The 18,195-nt window shown below is 68.3% G+C and carries 16 protein-coding genes; 6 read left to right on the top strand and 10 right to left on the bottom strand.

Annotated elements, in window-relative coordinates; genetic code table 11:
- From hisC to HFP89_RS10205, 4 genes are all read right to left on the bottom strand, one after another.
- Positions 1-1,131, bottom strand: coding sequence for a histidinol-phosphate transaminase (gene hisC / locus HFP89_RS10190; protein WP_206212315.1), 1,131 nt, complete (start codon positions 1,129-1,131; stop codon positions 1-3).
- Positions 1,132-1,146: 15 nt separating this feature from the next.
- The gene (locus HFP89_RS10195) at positions 1,147-2,181 is read right to left on the bottom strand and encodes an NAD(P)H-dependent glycerol-3-phosphate dehydrogenase (protein ID WP_346775226.1); all 1,035 of its coding nucleotides are present in this window, start codon (positions 2,179-2,181) and stop codon (positions 1,147-1,149) included.
- A 19-nt stretch (positions 2,182-2,200) separates the two neighbouring features.
- A complete protein-coding gene (gene secB, locus HFP89_RS10200; RefSeq protein ID WP_168717556.1) occupies positions 2,201-2,701 on the bottom strand; it encodes a protein-export chaperone SecB in 501 nt (166 codons plus the stop codon).
- An 87-nt stretch (positions 2,702-2,788) separates the two neighbouring features.
- Positions 2,789-3,328: a rhodanese-like domain-containing protein gene (locus HFP89_RS10205; protein ID WP_168717557.1), complete on the bottom strand. Its 540-nt coding sequence runs from the start codon at positions 3,326-3,328 to the stop codon at positions 2,789-2,791.
- Positions 3,329-3,441: 113 nt separating this feature from the next.
- Between HFP89_RS10205 and gpmI the strand changes: the two genes are divergently transcribed.
- Together gpmI and HFP89_RS10215 are read left to right on the top strand one after the other, a co-directional pair.
- A complete protein-coding gene (gpmI, locus tag HFP89_RS10210) occupies positions 3,442-4,965 on the top strand; it encodes a 2,3-bisphosphoglycerate-independent phosphoglycerate mutase (RefSeq protein WP_168717558.1) in 1,524 nt (507 codons plus the stop codon).
- A complete protein-coding gene (locus tag HFP89_RS10215; RefSeq protein ID WP_168717559.1) occupies positions 4,962-6,104 on the top strand; it encodes a peptidoglycan DD-metalloendopeptidase family protein in 1,143 nt (380 codons plus the stop codon). The genes gpmI and HFP89_RS10215 overlap by 4 nt, the downstream gene beginning before the upstream one ends.
- A 14-nt stretch (positions 6,105-6,118) precedes the next feature.
- On the opposite strand, the gene HFP89_RS10220 is transcribed toward HFP89_RS10215, so the two are convergent.
- The 6 genes from HFP89_RS10220 to putA all read right to left on the bottom strand — a co-directional run bounded on the left by HFP89_RS10220 (position 6,119) and on the right by putA (position 14,432).
- The gene (locus tag HFP89_RS10220; RefSeq protein WP_168717560.1) at positions 6,119-7,702 is read right to left on the bottom strand and encodes an AbgT family transporter; all 1,584 of its coding nucleotides are present in this window, start codon (positions 7,700-7,702) and stop codon (positions 6,119-6,121) included.
- 123 nt (positions 7,703-7,825) lie between these two features.
- Positions 7,826-8,134, bottom strand: coding sequence for a DUF1820 family protein (locus tag HFP89_RS10225; RefSeq protein ID WP_168717561.1), 309 nt, complete (start codon positions 8,132-8,134; stop codon positions 7,826-7,828).
- 42 nt (positions 8,135-8,176) lie between these two features.
- Positions 8,177-8,848, bottom strand: coding sequence for a rhomboid family intramembrane serine protease (locus tag HFP89_RS16025; RefSeq protein ID WP_168717562.1), 672 nt, complete (start codon positions 8,846-8,848; stop codon positions 8,177-8,179).
- On the bottom strand, positions 8,845-9,714 hold the full coding sequence (locus HFP89_RS10235; protein ID WP_168717563.1) for a general secretion pathway protein GspB: 870 nt from the start codon (positions 9,712-9,714) through the stop codon (positions 8,845-8,847). The genes HFP89_RS16025 and HFP89_RS10235 overlap by 4 nt, the downstream gene beginning before the upstream one ends.
- Entirely contained in the window at positions 9,714-11,255 is a 1,542-nt protein-coding gene (locus tag HFP89_RS10240; RefSeq protein WP_168717564.1) for an AAA family ATPase, read from the bottom strand. The genes HFP89_RS10235 and HFP89_RS10240 overlap by 1 nt, the downstream gene beginning before the upstream one ends.
- 21 nt (positions 11,256-11,276) lie before the next feature.
- Positions 11,277-14,432 (bottom strand): bifunctional proline dehydrogenase/L-glutamate gamma-semialdehyde dehydrogenase PutA, encoded by a 3,156-nt coding sequence (gene putA, locus HFP89_RS10245; protein WP_168717565.1) that lies wholly within the window; start codon positions 14,430-14,432, stop codon positions 11,277-11,279.
- A gap of 234 nt (positions 14,433-14,666) precedes the next feature.
- On the opposite strand from putA, the gene HFP89_RS10250 reads away from it, so the two are divergent.
- The 4 genes from HFP89_RS10250 to HFP89_RS16175 are packed head-to-tail and all read left to right on the top strand — an operon-like array spanning position 14,667 to position 18,182.
- The gene (locus HFP89_RS10250; protein WP_168717566.1) at positions 14,667-15,191 is read left to right on the top strand and encodes a DUF2244 domain-containing protein; all 525 of its coding nucleotides are present in this window, start codon (positions 14,667-14,669) and stop codon (positions 15,189-15,191) included.
- A gap of 7 nt (positions 15,192-15,198) precedes the next feature.
- Positions 15,199-16,383 (top strand): cytochrome c oxidase subunit II, encoded by a 1,185-nt coding sequence (coxB, locus tag HFP89_RS10255; RefSeq protein ID WP_168717567.1) that lies wholly within the window; start codon positions 15,199-15,201, stop codon positions 16,381-16,383.
- Between the two features lie 52 nt (positions 16,384-16,435).
- On the top strand, positions 16,436-18,046 hold the full coding sequence (ctaD, locus tag HFP89_RS10260) for a cytochrome c oxidase subunit I (protein WP_168717568.1): 1,611 nt from the start codon (positions 16,436-16,438) through the stop codon (positions 18,044-18,046).
- Position 18,047: 1 nt separating this feature from the next.
- Complete coding sequence (locus tag HFP89_RS16175) at positions 18,048-18,182, top strand: hypothetical protein (protein ID WP_277347506.1); 135 nt, start codon at positions 18,048-18,050, stop codon at positions 18,180-18,182.
- Positions 18,183-18,195: the final 13 nt, after the last annotated feature.

An 18,195-nucleotide genomic window follows, 5' to 3' on the forward strand; every position in this document is an offset into this window, starting at 1 on the left:
TCAGCTCCCGAGGATTTCGCCGAGTGCGCCGAGCAGGCGCTGGTTCTGACGCTCGGTGCCGACGGTGATCCGCAGATAGTCGTCGAGACCGTAGTTGCCGACCGGGCGAACGATGATCCCGCGCTGGAGCAGCGCCTCGTTGAGCTCGGCGCCGCTGCGGTCGAACCGGGCCAGCACGAAGTTGGCCGCCGACGGCACCACGCCCACGCCCAGCGCGGCCAGCCCGTCGCGCAGCTGGACCAGGCCAGCGGCGTTCATCCTGCGCGACTCGTCGATGAACGCCTGGTCCTTCAGCGCCGCCTCGGCCGCGGCCAGCGCCAGCGAGTTGACGTTGAACGCGGGCCGGACGCGGTTGAGCAGGTCGGCCACGCCGGGATTGGACAAGGCGTAGCCGACCCGCAACCCGGCCAGGCCGTAGGCCTTGGAGAAGGTCCGGGTCACGACCAGGTTCGGAAACCGCTCCAGCCAGGTCGAGGCATCACCGAGCTCGTCGGACTCGGCGTACTCGGTATAGGCCTCGTCGACCACGCAGATCACGTGGCCGGGCAGCGAGGCGAGGAAATCGCGCACGCGCTCACCGGGCAGCCAGGTGCCGGTCGGATTGTTCGGATTGGCCAGGAACACGATCCGGGTGTCCGGATCGACCCGTTCGTAGAGCGCGCGCAGATCGTGGCCCAATGCCATCGGGTGATCGGCCGGCAGCGCCGGCGCCACCGAGGCTTCGGCGCCCACCATCCGGGTAGCGATCGGATACACCGCGAAGCAGTACTGCGAGAACACCGCCTTGAGACCCGGCCGCAGGAAGGCCTGGGCCAGGAACACCAGCACGTCGTTGGAGCCGTTGCCGAGCGTGATGCAGGCCGGGTCGACGCCGTGCCTGGCCGCCAGTGCCGCCTTCAGGTGGTAACCGTTGGCGTCAGGATACAGCCACAGGTCCTCGGCCGCGCCGCGGACTGCCTCGAGCGCCAGCGGGCTGGCACCCAACGGGTTCTCGTTGGACGCCAGCTTGATCGAATCGGTGACGCCGTACTCGCGTTCGAGTTCGTCGATCGGCTTGCCCGGAGTGTAGGGCTCGAGCCGGCGCACGCCGGGTACGGCCAGCTCGTTGTAGTCCAGCGTTTCCATCAGCATTCCCGCATCGAATCGTCAGTCGGTCTCGGCCTTGGGCTCGCGTTCCATCAGCACGCGCACGCCCTTGGCCGCGTTCCAGCCCTTGAACAGGATCCCGTGGACCTGCTCGGAGATCGGCATTTCCACGCCGGCCCGCTCGGCCGCCCGCATCACTTCCTCGGCCGCATCGACACCCTCGACGACCTGGCCGATCTCGGCCCGGGCCTGGTCGGCGCTGCCGCCGCGCCCGAGCGCAAGGCCGAAACGCCGGTTGCGCGAGGCGTCGCCGGTGCAGGTCAGGACCAGGTCGCCCATGCCGGCCAGGCCGGTCAGAGTGCGGGCCTGGCAGCCCAGTGCTTCACCCAGGCGCATCATCTCGGCCAGGCCGCGGGTGATCAGCGCTGCCCGGGTGTTGTCGCCCAGGCCCAGGCCGTCGGCCATGCCGCAGGCAATGGCCAGCACGTTCTTGACCGCCCCGCCGAGCTGGGCGCCGTTCAGGTCGGCGGTGTAGTAGGCGCGGAAGCTGGAACCATGCAGCAGTTCCGCCCAGGCCCGGCCGAACTCCGGTGTCGATGCGCCGACCGTCACGGCGGTCGGCAGTCCGCGTGCGACTTCGCCGGCGAACGACGGGCCCGACACCGCGGCCAGCGGAATCGCATCGCCCAGTCGGTCGCGGGCCAGCGCACTGAGAAAACGGCCGGTGCCGGGCTCGAAGCCCTTGGTCGCCCAGGCCAGCCCGGTCTCGGTCGTCACATGATCGGCGATCGCGTCCAGCGTTTCACCGAAGGCGTGGCTGGGCGTGACCACGAGGATGCGAGACGCGCCCTGCATCGCAGCGGCAGGATCGGCGATCGGCTCGATCGCCGGATCCAGCTCGACGCCGGGCAGGTAGCGGGCATTGCAGCGCGCCCGGCGCATCGCGCGGACGTGCTCGAGGTCGCGACTCCACAGCCGGACCGACCGACCCACGCGAGCCAGCTGGATCGCCAGCGCAGTGCCCCAGGAACCGGCCCCCAGCACCGCGACCGATCCCTGCGCCTGCCCGTCTCCGTTGACCCCGTTCGGCGTCACCGCAGCGCCCCCGAGCGGTTCACTCGGCCGCGCCGTTCGGCGCCTGGCCCTGGCCCTGCTGAGCCTGCTGCATGCGCTGTGCGTAGATCTGCTCGAAGTTGATCGGCTGCAGCGGCGGGGCGACGAAGCCCCCGGCGGCGATCATCTGGCCGACCTGGGTGCGCGCATACGGGAACAGCAGGTTCGGGCACAGCACGTTGATCACGTACGGCAGCTGCTGCTCGCTGAAGCCGACCAGCTGGAAGATGCCGGCATAGTGCACCTCGGCGATGAACGCGGTCCTGTCGCCCTGCTTGGCCGTCACGGTCACCGTCAGGATGACCTCGTAGCGGCCATCCTCCAGCGTGTTGACGCGCTGGGAGAGATTCAGGTTCATGTCCGGCTGCCCTTCGGCGCCGTCCAGGCCCAGCGCGCCCGGCGCTTCGAAGGAGGCATCCTTCAGAAAAACGTGCTGGACGGTCATGCTGGCCTGCTGCTGGTTCTCGGCGCCGGTCGCGGCGTCGCTCGGTTGTTCTGCCATGTCGTTTCTTTCCTTAGCGGTTCGCTTGTTCGAAAAAGGGTCGGATTCCGCGCCGCGGCCCCGGGGGTTCCGATGCGGGCGGAGCGGTCAGTCGGCCGATTCGTCCTTCGACGGCCCGGTGGATCCTTCGGTCGGCCTGTTCGGCGTCGCGCCGGAGGCGCGATCGGCGGACTTCTGCTTGTCGCGGTTCTTCTTCTTGCCCTTGCCGCGGGTCACCGGCTGGTTGTCGGCGCGCCACTGGGTCAGGCCGCCCTTGAGCACGTGGACCTGCTCGAAGCCCAGCTTGGTCAGCCGGGTGGCCATCTGCGGGGCGACCTGGTTGTTCTTGCAGTAGATCAGGATCGGCCGTTGCCGGGCCTTCAGCAGCGCCTGGTTGCCGGCCTCGATCCGCGACGGCGGCATGTGCTGGGCGTTCAGGATGTGCGCTTCGGCGTGATCCTTGCTGTTCGAAACATCGAGGATCAGCGGATCCTGACGATTGATCAACAGGATCGCCTGGTGGGTTTCGAGCTCCTTCCAGCGGCGCGCCATGCGGCCCAGTTCGGTGGCGATCAGGGCGGCCAGCACGACCGCGAACGCGCCGGTGAGCAGCGGGTGGTTACCGATGAAGACGAGAACCTGTTCCATGCGTAAGCAGCTGTCCGTGCAAAACCGCCATTATCTCGCATTCCCGCCGGCCCTGCTACCTCGTCTGCGCTGTGGGATAATTCGGCGCTGAAGCCCCCCCGAATCGGTTCCGGATGACTGCCAAGACTCCGCTGCTGCTCCTGATTCTCGACGGCTGGGGCGTCCGCGACGCCGCGCCCGACAACGCCATCAGTACCGCCGACACGCCGAACTGGGACCGGCTGTGGGCCACCTGTCCGCACGCGCTGCTCGACACCTCGGGCGAGGCGGTCGGCCTGCCCGACGGCCAGATGGGCAATTCCGAAGTCGGCCACATGAACATCGGCGCCGGCCGGGTCGTCTACCAGGACTTCACCCGGATCACCCGGGCGATCGCCGACGGCAGCTTCCACGACAATCCGGCGCTATGCAAGGCAATGACCGCCGCGCCCGACACCACGCTGCACCTGGTCGGTCTGCTGTCGCCAGGAGGGGTTCACAGCCACGAGGACCACCTGTTCGCGCTTCTGGCCATGGCCGCCGAGCGGCACCCGGGCCCGATCGCCGTCCACGCCATCCTCGACGGTCGCGACACGCCGCCGCGCTCGGCCGCAGCGTCGCTGGAGCGCCTGCAGCAGGCCGTCGATGGCATCGGGCAGGCACACATCGCCACGGTCGGCGGGCGCTACTTCGCAATGGATCGCGACAACCGCTGGGACCGCGTCCGCCGGGCCTGGGATGCGATCGTCGAGCGCCGCGCCGAACAGCAGGCCGGATCGGCACGCGACGCACTGGAGTCGGCCTACTCGCGGGGCGAAAACGACGAATTCGTCCAGCCGACGCTGATCGACGATGGCGCAGCGGTCCGCGACGGCGACGCGGTCATCTGGTTCAACTTCCGCGCCGACCGGGCCCGCCAGTTCTGCCGAGCGCTGGTCGAACCCGGCTTCGACGGCTTCGAGGCGCGCCGGCCGGCGCTCGCGGCGATGACCACGATGACCGCCTACCTCGACGGTCTGCCGGTCGACGTTGCGTTTCCGCCCGCGCGCATGGACCACCTGCTCGGCGAGGAACTCGCTCGTCACGGCCTGGCCCAGCTGCGGATCGCCGAGACCGAGAAATATGCCCATGTCACCTACTTCTTCAACGGCGGCGAGGAGCGGGTGTTCGACGGCGAGCAGCGCGTGCTGATCCCGTCGCCGGACGTGGCTACCTACGACCTGAAGCCCGAGATGAGCGCACCGGAGCTGACCGAACGACTGGTCGAGGCGATCCACCGCGGGACCCATGCAGTAATCGTCTGCAACGTCGCCAACCCGGACATGGTCGGCCACAGCGGCATCTTCGACGCCGCGGTGGCGGCGGCCGAGGCGGTCGATCGGCTGCTCGGCCGGGTCGTCGAGGCGATCGGCGAGGTCGATGGCGAACTGCTGGTCACCGCCGATCACGGCAACGTCGAGCAGATGACCGACCCCGAGACCGGCCAGCCGCATACCGCTCACACCGTCAACCCGGTGCCCCTGGTCCACTTCGGCCGCAGCGCGCGCATCGACGACCGCGGCAGCCTGCGCGACATCGCACCGACGATGCTGCACCTGCTCGGCCTGCCGGTGCCGGAGGCGATGACCGGCCGACCCCTGGTCCATCCCGACGAATGAAGCGCTGCGCCGCGTGGGCGCTGGTGGCCGCGCTGGCGCTGCCCGGGCTCGCCCTGGCCCAGCCGCGCGACCCGGCCGAGGTCGAAGCCGAGCTGGCCGAACTGCGCAGCCAGATCGAGTCCATCGCCGCCCAGCTCGCCGAACAGCGCGAAACCGAACAGGCCGAGCAGGCCGCGCTGGCCGGGATCGAGCGAGAACTGGCCGGGCTGGCCCGCACCCTGCGCGAAACCGAGACCGCGCTGACCCGGGTGCGCGGCGAGATCCAGGACCTGCAGGACGAGGCCGGATCGCTGCAATCGGCGATCGAAACCCAGCGCGAGCGACTGGCCGACCAGCTGCAGGCCGCCTACCGGCTGGGTTCCCAGTCACGCCTGCGCACCCTGCTCAATGCCGAGGACCCGAACCGGATCTCGCGCCAGCTGGCGATGCACGGCTACCTGGGCCGGGCCCGCGCCGAGCTGGTCGACGCGCTGGTCGACAACGAGCGCGAACTGGCCCGGGTGCTGACCACCACCCGCGAGCGTGAGCTCGAACTCGAGCAGCTCGGCGAACGTCAGCGCGCGGCGCTGGCCGCACAGCAGGACGCCCGCGAAGCCCGCGAACGGGCGTTGGCCGACCTGGCCCGGCGGATCCGCAGCGACGAGGCACAGCTGGCCGAGCGCCGGGCGGCCGCGGCCGAACTGCAGGACCTGCTCGAGCGACTTTCCAGTGTGCTGGCCGACATCCCGCCGGAACTCGCCGCACGCCCGTTCGGCGACCTGCGCGGCGCGCTGCCGATGCCGCTGGACGGCCCGGTCCGGGCCGCCTATGCCGATCGTCGCAACGCCGACAGCGCCTGGCTGGGCTGGCTGATCGAGGCCGAGACCGGCGACGAGGTGCGCGCCGTCGCCTATGGTCGGGTGGCCTACGCCGACTGGCTGCGCGGCTACGGAATGATGCTGATCCTCGACCACGGCGACGGCTGGATGACCCTGTACGGGCACAACCAGGCGCTGCTGGCCGATGTCGGCGACTGGGTCGAACCGGGCCAGGCCGTCGCCCTGGCCGGGGCCTCCGGTGGCGAGGGCGCCACCGGGCTGTACTTCCAGCTGCGCCACCAGGGCGAGCCGGTCGACCCGGCCGGCTGGCTGGATCGCTGATTCGCCCCGCTGCGTTACGGGTAGACGTAGCCGGCCTGCAGACCCAGCGGCAGCCCCAGCGCCCAGTACAGCAGCAGGAATGCGGTCCAGAGCACCGCCAGCGCGATCGCGTACGGCAACATCATGGAGATCAGCGTGCCGATGCCCGCGCCCTTGGAATAGCGCGTGCAGAACACCACGATCAGCGGAAAGTACGGCAGCAGCGGCGTGATGATGTTGGAGCTCGAATCCCCGACGCGGTATGCGGCTTGAGTCAACTCCGGGGAAATCCCCAGCCGCATCAGCATCGGCACGAAGATGGGCGCGATGATCAACCACTTGGCCGAGGCGGAGCCAACGAACAGATTGACCATGATGGTCAACCCGATGATGCCGACGATCGTGAACTGAGCTGGAAGCTCCAGACTGCCCAACCAGTCGGCGCCGTTGATCGCGAGCAGCAGACCGAGGTTCGAATTGGTGAAGGCGGCGATGAACTGGGCGGCGAAGAACGCCATCACGATGTAGTAGCCCATCGATTCCATGGACTTGCTCATCCCGGTGACGATGTCCCTGTGGCTATCGATCGTTCCGGCGACGTAGCCGTAGACCACGCCGGGAATCAGGAAGAACAGGAAGATCAGCGGCACGATCGAGCGCATCAGCGGCGAGCCGAACGAGGTCACACTCTGAAAGAAGGTCAGCGCGGGATCCGGATCGCGCAGTGGTGACCCGGGGATCAGGACCGCGACGGTCACCAGGATCGCGGCAAGCGCGATGCTTGCAGTCGCCCATTTCAGGCCTTTCGACTCGGCGGGCGTCAATTCTTCGAGTGTGGGCATGTCGGACATATCGCCGTCGACCGGCGTGTCCTTGGCCAGGCGCGGTTCGATCACCTTGTCGGTCAGCCACCAACCGACCGCGACGATCAGTAGCGACGATGCGGCCATGAAGCCCCAATTGGCCAGTGGATTGATGTAGAGATCCGGGTCGAGGACCTGCCCGGCTTCCTGGGTGATGCCAGCCAGCAACGGATCGATCGCGGAGGGCACCAGATTGGCGGAGAATCCGCCCGACACGCCGGCGAAGGCCGCTGCGATCCCGGCCAGGGGATGACGTCCGGCGGCGTAGAACATGACCGCCCCGAGTGGAATGACCACCACGTAGCCGGCATCGACCACGATATTGCTCAGAATCGCGATCAGGATCAGCATCGGGGTCAGCAGCCGAATCGAGGTCCAGCCGAGCAGCTTGCGCAGGGCCGCGCTGACGAAACCCGTGTGCTCGGCGACGCCGACCCCGAGAAGCGCCACCAGAACGATCCCGAGCGGTGCGAAGTTGACGAACACCGAGACCATGTTGACCAGGAAATTCACCATCTGGTCGCCGGCGAGCTGGTTGACCACCTGAATCGGTTCGCCGGTACTCGGGTGAATCGCGTTGAAGGTGAATTGAGCCAGGATGGCCGAGGCGATCCAGACCACGATCATCAGAAGGAAGAACAGAACCGCCGGATCGGGCAGCCTGTTGCCGACGACTTCGATGAAATTCAGCGCACGATTCAGCCAGCCGTCGTTGGTACCGGGCCGATCGGCCGGTGTGGGTTCGGTGGTATTCATTCCGGCAGGTTCCCCGTGGAGTCGTTGTTGTGGATGGGTCGGGCCCGACGCCGGACGACATCGAGCGGCGGAAAAACTACCACAACCGGTCGCCCCGGGCCACCGCAGGCCCGGACGGACGGGTTACCGCTTGCGGCCGGGACCGTCCAGCGGCAACGGCGTGACCTTCTCGCCGCTGGTCCGGTCGCGGATCACGCTGGTTCCGCGCTTGCGCACTTTCTCGACCCGGACCACCGACTGTATCGGCAGCAGCAACTCCTCGGTGTCGCGGAATTCCTCGCGCATCCGCTCCTCGACCGGGTCGACGACCACGCCGCTGTCGGCGAACTGCAGCCCGGCGGCAGTGATGAAGCCGTACAGGTGTGCGCTGTCGACGCGTTGAGCGAACAGTTCGTAGACCTTGCCCTGATTGAAGAACACGATCTTGTACATGACAGTCTCCGATGCGGATTCGCAGGGTCGATCGAGCCGGCGTCAACGCCGGCCGAACAGTCGGAACAGGCCGGCCGTGGTCAGACCGGCGAAGAAGCCCGCGACGTGGGTCCACCACGCCACGGCACCCGACATGGGGCCGAACACCCAGTACAGCAACTGCAGCGTGAACCACGAACCGATGACCAGCAGCGCCGGGATCCGCGCGAACTGCAAGAACAGCCCCAGCGGCAGCCACACGCCCAGGCGCCGGGTCGGGAACAGCCCCAGGTACAGGCCGATGATTGCCGAGACACCGCCGCTGGCACCGACCACCACGCGCTCGAGTTCCGGCGTGCCGACGACCACCGACAGGTTGGCCACGCCACCGAGCAGCACGAAGGCGACCAGGAAACGGAAGCCCCCGATCGCCCGCTCGACCGGAATCCCGAACACCCACAGATAGGCAAGATTGCCGCCGAGGTGCAGCCCGCTGCCGTGCACGAACAGGGCCGTCAGCAGCCCCAGTGCGCGCAGCGGTTCACCCTGCCCGCCCAGCACCTCGGCCAGATCGACCGGCGAGAAGCCGAGCGCCGCCTGGCGGGTCGCGGCGCCTTCGACCGGCAGTACGGCATCGAACACGGCCACCGCCACCAGCACCACGGACAGCCCGATCACGCTGACCGGGAATCGGCCGTCCGAACGCCGATCCCCGGTACCGCGGACCACGTTCACTCGATCCAGATCCGGTAGTCGCGGAACTCGACGACCACACCGCCCCTGCGGATCTCGGCCAGGCGCACGCCCTCGGCCACGGTGTCGCCCTCGCCGTAGCGCTCGCCGCCGATCAGCACGAAGCGGGCCGCCGGATCGCTGGCGAAGACATGCACCGCGAGATCGATATCGGGAAATTCGCCGCGCAGCGCGGCCGGCAGCTCCCACGGGTTGATCGCGTTGGCGCGCGGATCCCGTACCGCGGGGTCAGCCGGTATCGGAGGCGATGCCGATGCGTTCGGTCCGACCGGCGCGGCCGACTCCGGCGACAGGTCGGGCGGCTGGGACCGCGACGGCTCCGACCAGCGCCCGGCGCGCTCGGGCTCGGCGGGTGGGGGCGGCTCTGCGGCACCGGCAGGAACAACGCCCGGTCCGGAATCGTTCCGCCCGGCGAGCCGGTCGGGTGCCGGGCCGGCGGCTTCCGGACCCGGAGCGTCGGGCTCGGCGGCTCGCCGCATGGTTTCCGCCGCCGCGACCGTCGGTGCCGGATCCTGCACGGCTTCGACCGCCGGCGGGCGACGGTAGGCATCGGCGCGCAGCGCGCGCTCGTCCGGGGTGGCAACGACGGCCGGCGCGGAGGCCAGCGACGAACCGTTGGCCGGCGCCGGCTCGTTGCCGCCCGGCAATCCCGGCGCGCCGAGCATCCACCAGGCCGCGGCCGCCACGACCAGCGCAGCGAGCAGCAGCAGCATGGTGCGCCGACCGAATCGGCCCGGCGGCGGCGCCGATCTCCCGGCCGAGGGCCCGGTCGGCAAGCCCAGCGGAGGCGAGGAGCTGCGCTGGCGGCGTTGTTCGGACTTGCGCAGGGCATCGAGCAGCAGCGACATCAGGCGTCCCCCCCGGCCGAATCGTTCGGCGCGGTCAGGTACAGCCGGGTGACCGGGCCGACCATGCCGTCGACGCGCAGGCCATGGCGGCGCTGGAAGCCGCGCACCCAGGTCTCGAACTCGTCATCGTAGTCCGGGCCGACGGCGCCGGTCCACGGCCGGTCGGCGAGCGCGGCGGCGGCCTGCTTGATCTCGCCGATGGCCGGATCGACATCGCCGTTGCGCCAGACCCGGCCGGAATCCGGCCAGACCACGTGGAAATCGCCGAGCCACCGGGCCTCGACCGCATCGGCCGGGACCCGGAATTCCTGGCCGGACTGGCGGATGCGCAGCTGGCGCTCACCGAGCGCCACCAACAGCACCAGCGCATCGTCGGGCTCGGTCAGGCGCAGCACCACCGGCCGGCCGAGCGTGCGGATCAAGGCCAGGTTGCCGCGCAGCCGGTGGCAGGCCAGGCCTTCGGCAAACTGCTCGTCGCAGGCCCGGCGGACCAGCTCGACGTCGACGTCCGGCCACAGCGCAGCGGTTTCGCGCCACGCGTCCCGGGCCGTCGCCGCGTCGAGCACCGGTTTCCAGGTCGGCACCGGATCGTCGGCCGGGGGTTCGGGCATCCGGTTCAGCGACCAGACCATGCCGGCGGCGACCGCCAGGACCAGCACGACCGCGACCAGCGACAGGGTGCCGGTCAGGCGCCGCCGGCCGCCCTCCTCGTCGCCGACCACCACCTCGCCGGCGGCCCGGTTGACCAGCTTGGGCGAAATCCGGTCGGTTTCCTCGGCGTAGCCGGCCATCAGCGCCCGATCCGCGATGATGTTGATCAGGCGCGGCACGCCGCCCGAAACGTGGTGCAGCGTGCGCAGGGCGGCCGGCGTGAACGGACAGCGCGCAGCGCCGGCGATGCGAATCCGGTGGCGCACGTACTCGGCGGTCTCGGCCTGCCCCAGCGGCGCCAGGTGATAGCGCGCGGTGATTCGCTGGGCCAGCTGGCGCAACGACGGTCGCGAAAGCAGCTCGCGCAGCTCGGGCTGGCCGAGCAGGATGATCTGCAGCAGCTTGTCGGTGGCCGTCTCGAGGTTGGTCAGCAGGCGCACCTGCTCCAGCGTCTCGCGGCTCATGTTCTGGGCCTCGTCGACGATGAGCACCGCTCGCTCGCCATCGGCGTGGATTGCCAGCAGCCGGCGGTTGAGCCGCTCGTTGAGATCCTCCAGGCTGCCGTCGGAGTCGTCCAGCGGCACTTCCAGCTCGCGGCAGACCGCGCGCAGCAGTTCGCGCGGCTCCAGCATCGGGTTGAGCACCAGCGCGATGTGGGTCTTCTCGGGCACCTGCTCGAGCAGCAGGCGGCACAAGGTGGTCTTGCCGGTCCCGACTTCGCCGGTCAGCTGGACGAATCCCCCGCTGCCGCCCCGACCGATGCCGTACAGCAGGTGGGCCAGCGCATCCTGGTGGCGCTGGCTCAGATAGACGAAACGCGGATCCGGCGTGATCGAGAACGGCCGCTCTTCGAGTCCGTAGAACTGTTCATACATGGCAGATGGGTTCACGCCCGGGTCGTTGCGTCATGGTCAGTCCGACAGCACCATCAGCGAAGCGTTGCCTCCGACCGCCGCGGTGTTGATCGTCCGGGTGCGCTCGACCGCGAACCGCGGCAGGTAGTGCGGCCCACCCGCCTTCGGCCCGGTACCGGACAGCCCTTCGCCGCCGAACGGCTGCACGCCGACGACCGCGCCGGTCATGTTGCGGTTGACGTAGGCGTTGCCGGCCCGGACCTGGCGACAGAGCGTCTGCTGGACCCGATCGATCCGGCTGTGGACCCCGAAGGTCAGACCGAAGCCGGTGCCGTTGATGGCCTCGACGACCCGATCGATGTCGCGGGCGCGGTAGCGGGCCACGTGCAGGATCGGACCGAACACCTCGCCGTCGAGCTGTTCGATACCGCGGATCTCGTAGGCGCGCGGTGCGAACCAGTACCCCTGCGGGCGGGCGCCGTGCATCGGCACGCGGGCCAGGCAACTCGCCTCGCGCTCCATCCGGTCGGCATGCCGCTGCAGCATGTCGTGCTGCGCGCCATCGATGACCGGGCCGATGTCGCAGTCCAGCGTGCCCGGCCAGCCGACCCGGAGTTCCTGCATCGCACCGGCGAGCATCCGGAACACGTGGTCGGCCACGTCGTCCTGTACATAGAGCATGCGCAGCGCCGAGCAGCGCTGACCGGCCGAAAGGAACGCCGACTGGATGACGTCGCGCACGACCTGCTCGGCCAGCGCCGAGGAATCGACGATCATCGCGTTCTGACCGCCGGTCTCGGCGATCAGCGTGGCCAACGGCCCGTCGCGCTCGGCCAGCGTGCGATTGATGGCGCGTGCGGTCCCCGTCGAGCCGGTGAACGCGACCCCGGCGATGCGCGGATCGCGGGTCAGCGCCGCGCCCAGCGCGCCGTCGCCGGGCAGCAGTTGCAGCACCGGCTTCGGCACACCGGCCTCGTACATCAGTTCCACGGCCCGGGCGGCGATCAGCGGGGTCTGCTCGGCCGGCTTGGCGATCACCGCGTTGCCGGCGACCAGCGCCGCGACCACCTGGCCGGTGAAGATCGCCAGCGGAAAATTCCATGGACTGATGCAGACGAACACGCCGCGACCGTGCAGCGACATCTCGTTGTGCTCGCCGGTCGGCCCCGGCAGCACCGTCGGCTCGGCGAACTGCTGGCGCGCCTGCATCGCGTAATAGCGACAGAAATCAGCCGCCTCGCGAACCTCGGCGACGCCGTCTCGCAGCGACTTTCCGGCCTCGCGCACGCACAGTGCCATCAGCTCACCGCGGTGCGCCTCGAGCCGGTCGGCGATCCGGTCGAGAAGTTCGGCCCGCTCGATCGCCGGGGTGGCGTCCCATTCGCGCTGCGCCGCCAGCGCGGCGTCGATCGCGGGCGTCGCGGCGTCGGCCGTGGCGACGGCGACTTCGCCGACCTCGTCATCGCGGTCGGCCGGCGAGCGAACCCGGCGCGGCGGTTCCGACGGCAGCCCGTCGACGCCCATCGGAATGGCGGTCCAGGTCGAACGGCCATCGCCGCGCATCTGCTCGGCCAGCGACTCCAGCGCGGTCTGGCTGGCGAAGTTGATTCCGGAGGAATTGCGCCGCTCGCGGCCGAACAGGTCCACCGGCAGGGGAATCCGCGGATGCCGCAGGGTCTCGAAGCCGCGCACGGCTTCGATCGGGTCGGACACCACCTCGGCCGGCGGCAGCTTCTCGTCGACGATGCGATTGACGAACGACGTGTTGGCCCCGTTCTCGAGCAGCCGGCGGACCAGGTAGGGCAGCAGGTCCTTGTGGTTGCCGACCGGGGCGTAGACCCGGCAGTGGCCGTTGAACCGGCCGCTGTCGAGCACCTCTTCATACAGTTCACGGCCCATGCCGTGAAGTCGCTGGTATTCGAAATCGGTCCGCTCGCCGGCCAGCGCGTTGATCGCACAGATGGTGTGGGCATTGTGGGTGGCGAACTGCGGATAGAACGCGTCGCGAGCCTCGAGCAGGCGCCGCGCACAGGCCAGGTAGCTGACGTCGGTATTCGGCTTGCGGCTGAACACCGGGTAGCCTTCGTGGCCTTCGACCTGGGCGAACTTGATCTCGGTGTCCCAGTAGGCGCCCTTGACCAGCCGGATCGGAATCCGGTGGCCGGTCCGCCCGGCCTGCGCCTCCAGCCAGGCGATCGCCGTCCAGGCGCGCTTCTGGTAGGCCTGCAGGGCCAGTCCGAACCCGTCCCAGCCGGCCAGCGATTCGTCCTCGAGCACCGCGGCGAACACATCCAGCGACAGCATCAGGCGCTCGGCCTCCTCGGCATCGACGGTCAGCGCGATGCCGGCCTGCCGGGCCCGTTGCGCGAGATCGAGCAGGACCGGGGTCAGTTCCGCGAGCACGCGCTGGCGCTGGGCCGGCTCGTAGCGCGGATGCAGTGCCGACAGCTTGACCGAAATGCTCGGCGCGTCGAACACGTCGCGACCGTCGTGGCGCTGGCCGATCGCGTCGATCGCATCGGCATAGGCCCGGCGATACCGCTCGGCGTCGTCGGCCGTCAACGCGGCCTCGCCGAGCATATCGAAGGAATAGCGGAACTGCCGATTGCCCTTCCGGCCGGCACGTTCCATCGCCTCCTTGATGGTCCGGCCCATGACGTACTGGTGGCCCATGATCCGCATGGCCTGGCGAATCGCCATGCGCACCACAGGCTCGCCCGACTTGTTGGCCATCCGGGCCAGCACCGAGGAGACATCGCGGCGCGTCGAGCGGCCGACCCGGACCAGCCGGCCGGTCAGCATCAGGCCCCAGGTGGAGGCGTTGACGAACAGCGACTCGCTCTTGCCGAGATGGGACTCCCAGTCGGCGTCGGACAATTTGTCGGCGATCAGGCGCTCGGCGGTGTCGGAATCGGGGATCCGCAGCAGTGCTTCGGCCAGGCACATCAGCACCACGCCCTCCTCGGAGGAGAGGTCGTACTCGCGCATGAAGGCTTCCATCGCGCCCTGGTCGTCGGCGCGCCGGCGAACCTGCTCGACCAGCGCGACCGCCTGGTCGCCGATCGCGGCGCGCGCGGCTTCGTCGAGCCCGATCGCGGCGAGCATCCGGGGCACGTGGTCGTCCTCGGGAACGGCCCAGGCCTGGTCCATCGCCCGCCGCAGCGGCTCGTCGGGAAACGGCTCCCGGATCACGAACGGAAACTCCGCGCTCATCGCTTCAGGTTCTCCCGGCTGATGCCACTCCAGAAAAAGCAGGTTCGAACGCACGACGGCACCAGGACGGAGACGTCGCTTCAGGGCCCGCGCGGACGCGGTGCGCGCCAGTGTAACGCAACGCGAAGCGGGCGCCATACCGGACGCTCGAGAATGCATTTGCGTGAAGGTTCAGACCTCCCCGGGAAATGCGATTCCGCTACAATACGCCGATGGTGAAACGACCGGATCCCGATGCTTCGCACGGAGGTTTCCTGCCAGAACCCGGACGGTGAGTGCCTGGAACTGTTGTCCAATCTGTCGCTGACCCTGGACAGGCTGGCCGGCATCTTCCTGGTCCTCAGCGCGGTCACGCTTCTCGTGGCCCTGCTGCCGACGCTCATGGGCTACTGGCCGATCTTCGTGATCGCGATCGTTCACCTCGCCATCGTGGGCTGGTGTTTCCGGCTCGCCTGGCGCGGGTTCTGGCGCCGTCAGCATGTCTGCGTCACCGATGATGAAGTGACGCTGATCGACTGTTCGGCTCGCGGAACCCGGGAACAGCACTGGCCGACCGGCTGGGTGCGGGTCGAAGTCGATCGCCGCGGGCGCGAGCCCCGGCTGTTGCTCCGGCTCCACGGTGAGCGGGTCGAGCTCGGTGACTTCGCGCCGGTCGAAGAGCGGCTCGAGGCCGCGCAGTGGCTGGAGCGGACGCTGGCGCCGCGTTCGGCCTGGAACGGCAACACGACCACCCACGACGTACACAAGACCAACGAGTGAGTTCAGGATGAAGAGAACCAATGAAATGATCGTCGGCCTCGCGATGGTCGCGGTGATCTCCGTGATCACCTGGGCCCTGTTCGCGGTCGGCGACAACATGACGCCGGGCGTGACGCCGTTCAGCAAGGACGTCTACCAGCTGCACATGATCATCCTCGGCATCGTGACCGTGATCGGCGTGCTGGTGTTCGCGGCGATGTTCACGTCGATCTACCTGCACCGCAAATCGCGCGGCGCCAAGGCGGCCCAGTTCACTCACTCGACCAAGGCCGAAGTCACCTGGACCGTGATCCCGATCCTGATCCTGGTGGTGATGGCGGTCCCGGCCACCCAGGTCCTGATCGACATGGAGGACACCAGCGGGGCAGAGCTGAACGTCAAGGTCACCGGCTACCAGTGGCTGTGGGAATACGAGTACATCGAAGACGAGATCCAGTTCTATTCGGCGCTGGATCGCGACAGCAACTATGCCCGCCAGATCGGCGCGACCCGCGATCCTCGCGAGGTCGAGAACTACCTGCTGGAAGTCGACAAGCGCGTGGTCCTGCCGACCGACACCCGGATCCGTTTCCTGCTGACCTCCAATGACGTCATCCACTCCTGGTGGGTGCCGGACCTCGGCTGGAAGCGCGACGCGATCCCGGGCATGGTCAACGAGGCCTGGACGCTGATCGAAGAGCCGGGCATCTACCGCGGCCAGTGCACCGAGCTGTGCGGTAAGGACCACGGTTTCATGCCGGTGGTCATCGAAGCCGTCACGCCGGAGGAATACCGCGCCTGGGTCGACAGCCAGAAGGCCGAGATGGCCGCCAACGACAACGCCGCCGAGCGCACCTGGACCCGGGACGAACTGATGACGCTGGGTGCCGACGTCTATGCCGCGCAGTGCGCCAGCTGCCACCAGGGCGACGGCAGCGGCCTCGAACCGGCCTTCCCGGCCCTGGCCGGCAGCGCCGTGACCGTGGGTGCGATCGAGGACCACATCGATCTGATCATGAACGGCCGTCCGGGCACCGCGATGGCCGGCTTCGGACAGCGCCTGGCGGCCGAGGACATCGCCGCGGCGCTGACCTACACGCGCAACGCATTCGGCAACGAAACCGGCGACATGGTCCAGCCGATGCGCATCCTGAAGCTGAAGAACGGGGTTGTCGAAGGCGGCGTGGCCGACACCGGCCCGGCAGGCCTCTGAAACCCGTCTCCGACGAACCCGAAACGCTCGCAGCATTACGCAAGGGAAGGCAATGACGACGCAAACCGCACACGCAGACGACCATCACCACGAGGCGCCGAAAGGCCTGGCGCGCTGGCTGTTCACGACCAATCACAAGGAAATCGGGTCGCTGTACCTGATCTTCTCGCTGGCCATGTTCCTGGTCGGCGGTGCGATGGCGATGATCATCCGCGCCGAACTGTTCTCGCCGGGCCTGCAGCTGGTCAACCCCGAATTCTTCAACCAGATGACCACCATGCACGCGCTGGTGATGATCTTCGGCGCCGTCATGCCGGCCTTCGTCGGCCTGGCCAACTGGATGGTGCCGATGATGATCGGCGCGCCGGACATGGCCCTTCCACGAATGAACAACTGGTCGTTCTGGATCCTGCCCTTCGCGTTCCTGATGCTGCTCTCGACGCTGTTCATGCCGTCGGGCGCGCCGGCCTCGGGCTGGACGCTGTATCCGCCGCTGTCGCTGCAGGGTGGCAACAGTTTCGCGTTCGTGATCTTCGCCATTCACCTGATGGGCATTTCGTCGATCATGGGCGCGATCAACATCATCGCCACCATCCTGAACATGCGCGCACCCGGCATGACCCTGCTGCGCATGCCGCTGTTCGTCTGGACCTGGCTGATCACCGCGTTCCTGCTGATCGCCGTGATGCCGGTGCTTGCCGGCGCGGTCACCATGCTGCTGACCGACCGCTTCTTCGACACCAGCTTCTTCAACGCGGCCGGCGGCGGCGACCCGGTGATGTACCAGCACATCTTCTGGTTCTTCGGCCATCCCGAGGTCTACATCATGATCCTGCCTGCGTTCGGGATCATCTCGGAGATCATTCCGACCTTCTCGCGCAAGCCGCTGTTCGGCTACACCGCGATGGTCTACGCCACCGCCTCGATCGCGTTCCTGTCGTTCATCGTCTGGGCGCACCACATGTTCACCGTCGGCATGCCGCTCGGTGCATCCCTGTTCTTCATGTACGCAACGATGATCATCGCGGTGCCGACCGGGATCAAGGTCTTCAACTGGGTCTCGACCATGTGGCGAGGCTCGATGACCTTCGAAACCCCGATGCTGTTCGCGATCGCCTTCGTCATCCTGTTCACCATCGGCGGCCTGTCCGGCGTGATGCTGGCCATCGTTCCGGCCGACTTCCAGTACCACGACACCTACTTCGTGGTGGCCCACTTCCACTACGTCCTGGTCACCGGCGCGGTGTTCGCGATCATGGCTGCGGCGTATTACTGGCTGCCGAAGTGGACCGGCCACATGTACGACGAGCGACTCGGAAAGATCCATTTCTGGTGGTCGACGATTTCGGTCAATGTGCTGTTCTTCCCGCAGCATTACCTCGGCCTGGCCGGCATGCCACGACGGATTCCGGACTACGCGGTCCAGTTCGCCGAATTCAACATGATCTCGTCGATCGGCGGCTTCGCGTTCGGTCTGGCCCAGCTGCTGTTCGTCTACATCGTGATCAAGTGCGTGCGCGGCGGGGAGAAAGCCACCGCCCAGGTCTGGGAAGGTGCCCGCGGCCTGGAGTGGACGGTGCCCTCGCCGGCCCCGCTGCACACCTTCGACACGCCGCCGCTCGTCGACGATTCGCTCGAGCACAAGGACCGGCTGCCGAGCTGACATGGCGCGGCAGGACAGCAATCGTGAAGCACCGGTCACACGACGGCGGGGCGCCAGGCGCACCGCCGTCGTGCTGGCGGTGATTGCCGGAATCATCTATGCGGCGTTCATCGGGCGCGGCGTGTTCGGAGGCTGAATCGAGGAATCGC

Source organism: Wenzhouxiangella sp. XN79A (genome assembly GCF_012272825.1).
Lineage (GTDB): Bacteria > Pseudomonadota > Gammaproteobacteria > Xanthomonadales > Wenzhouxiangellaceae.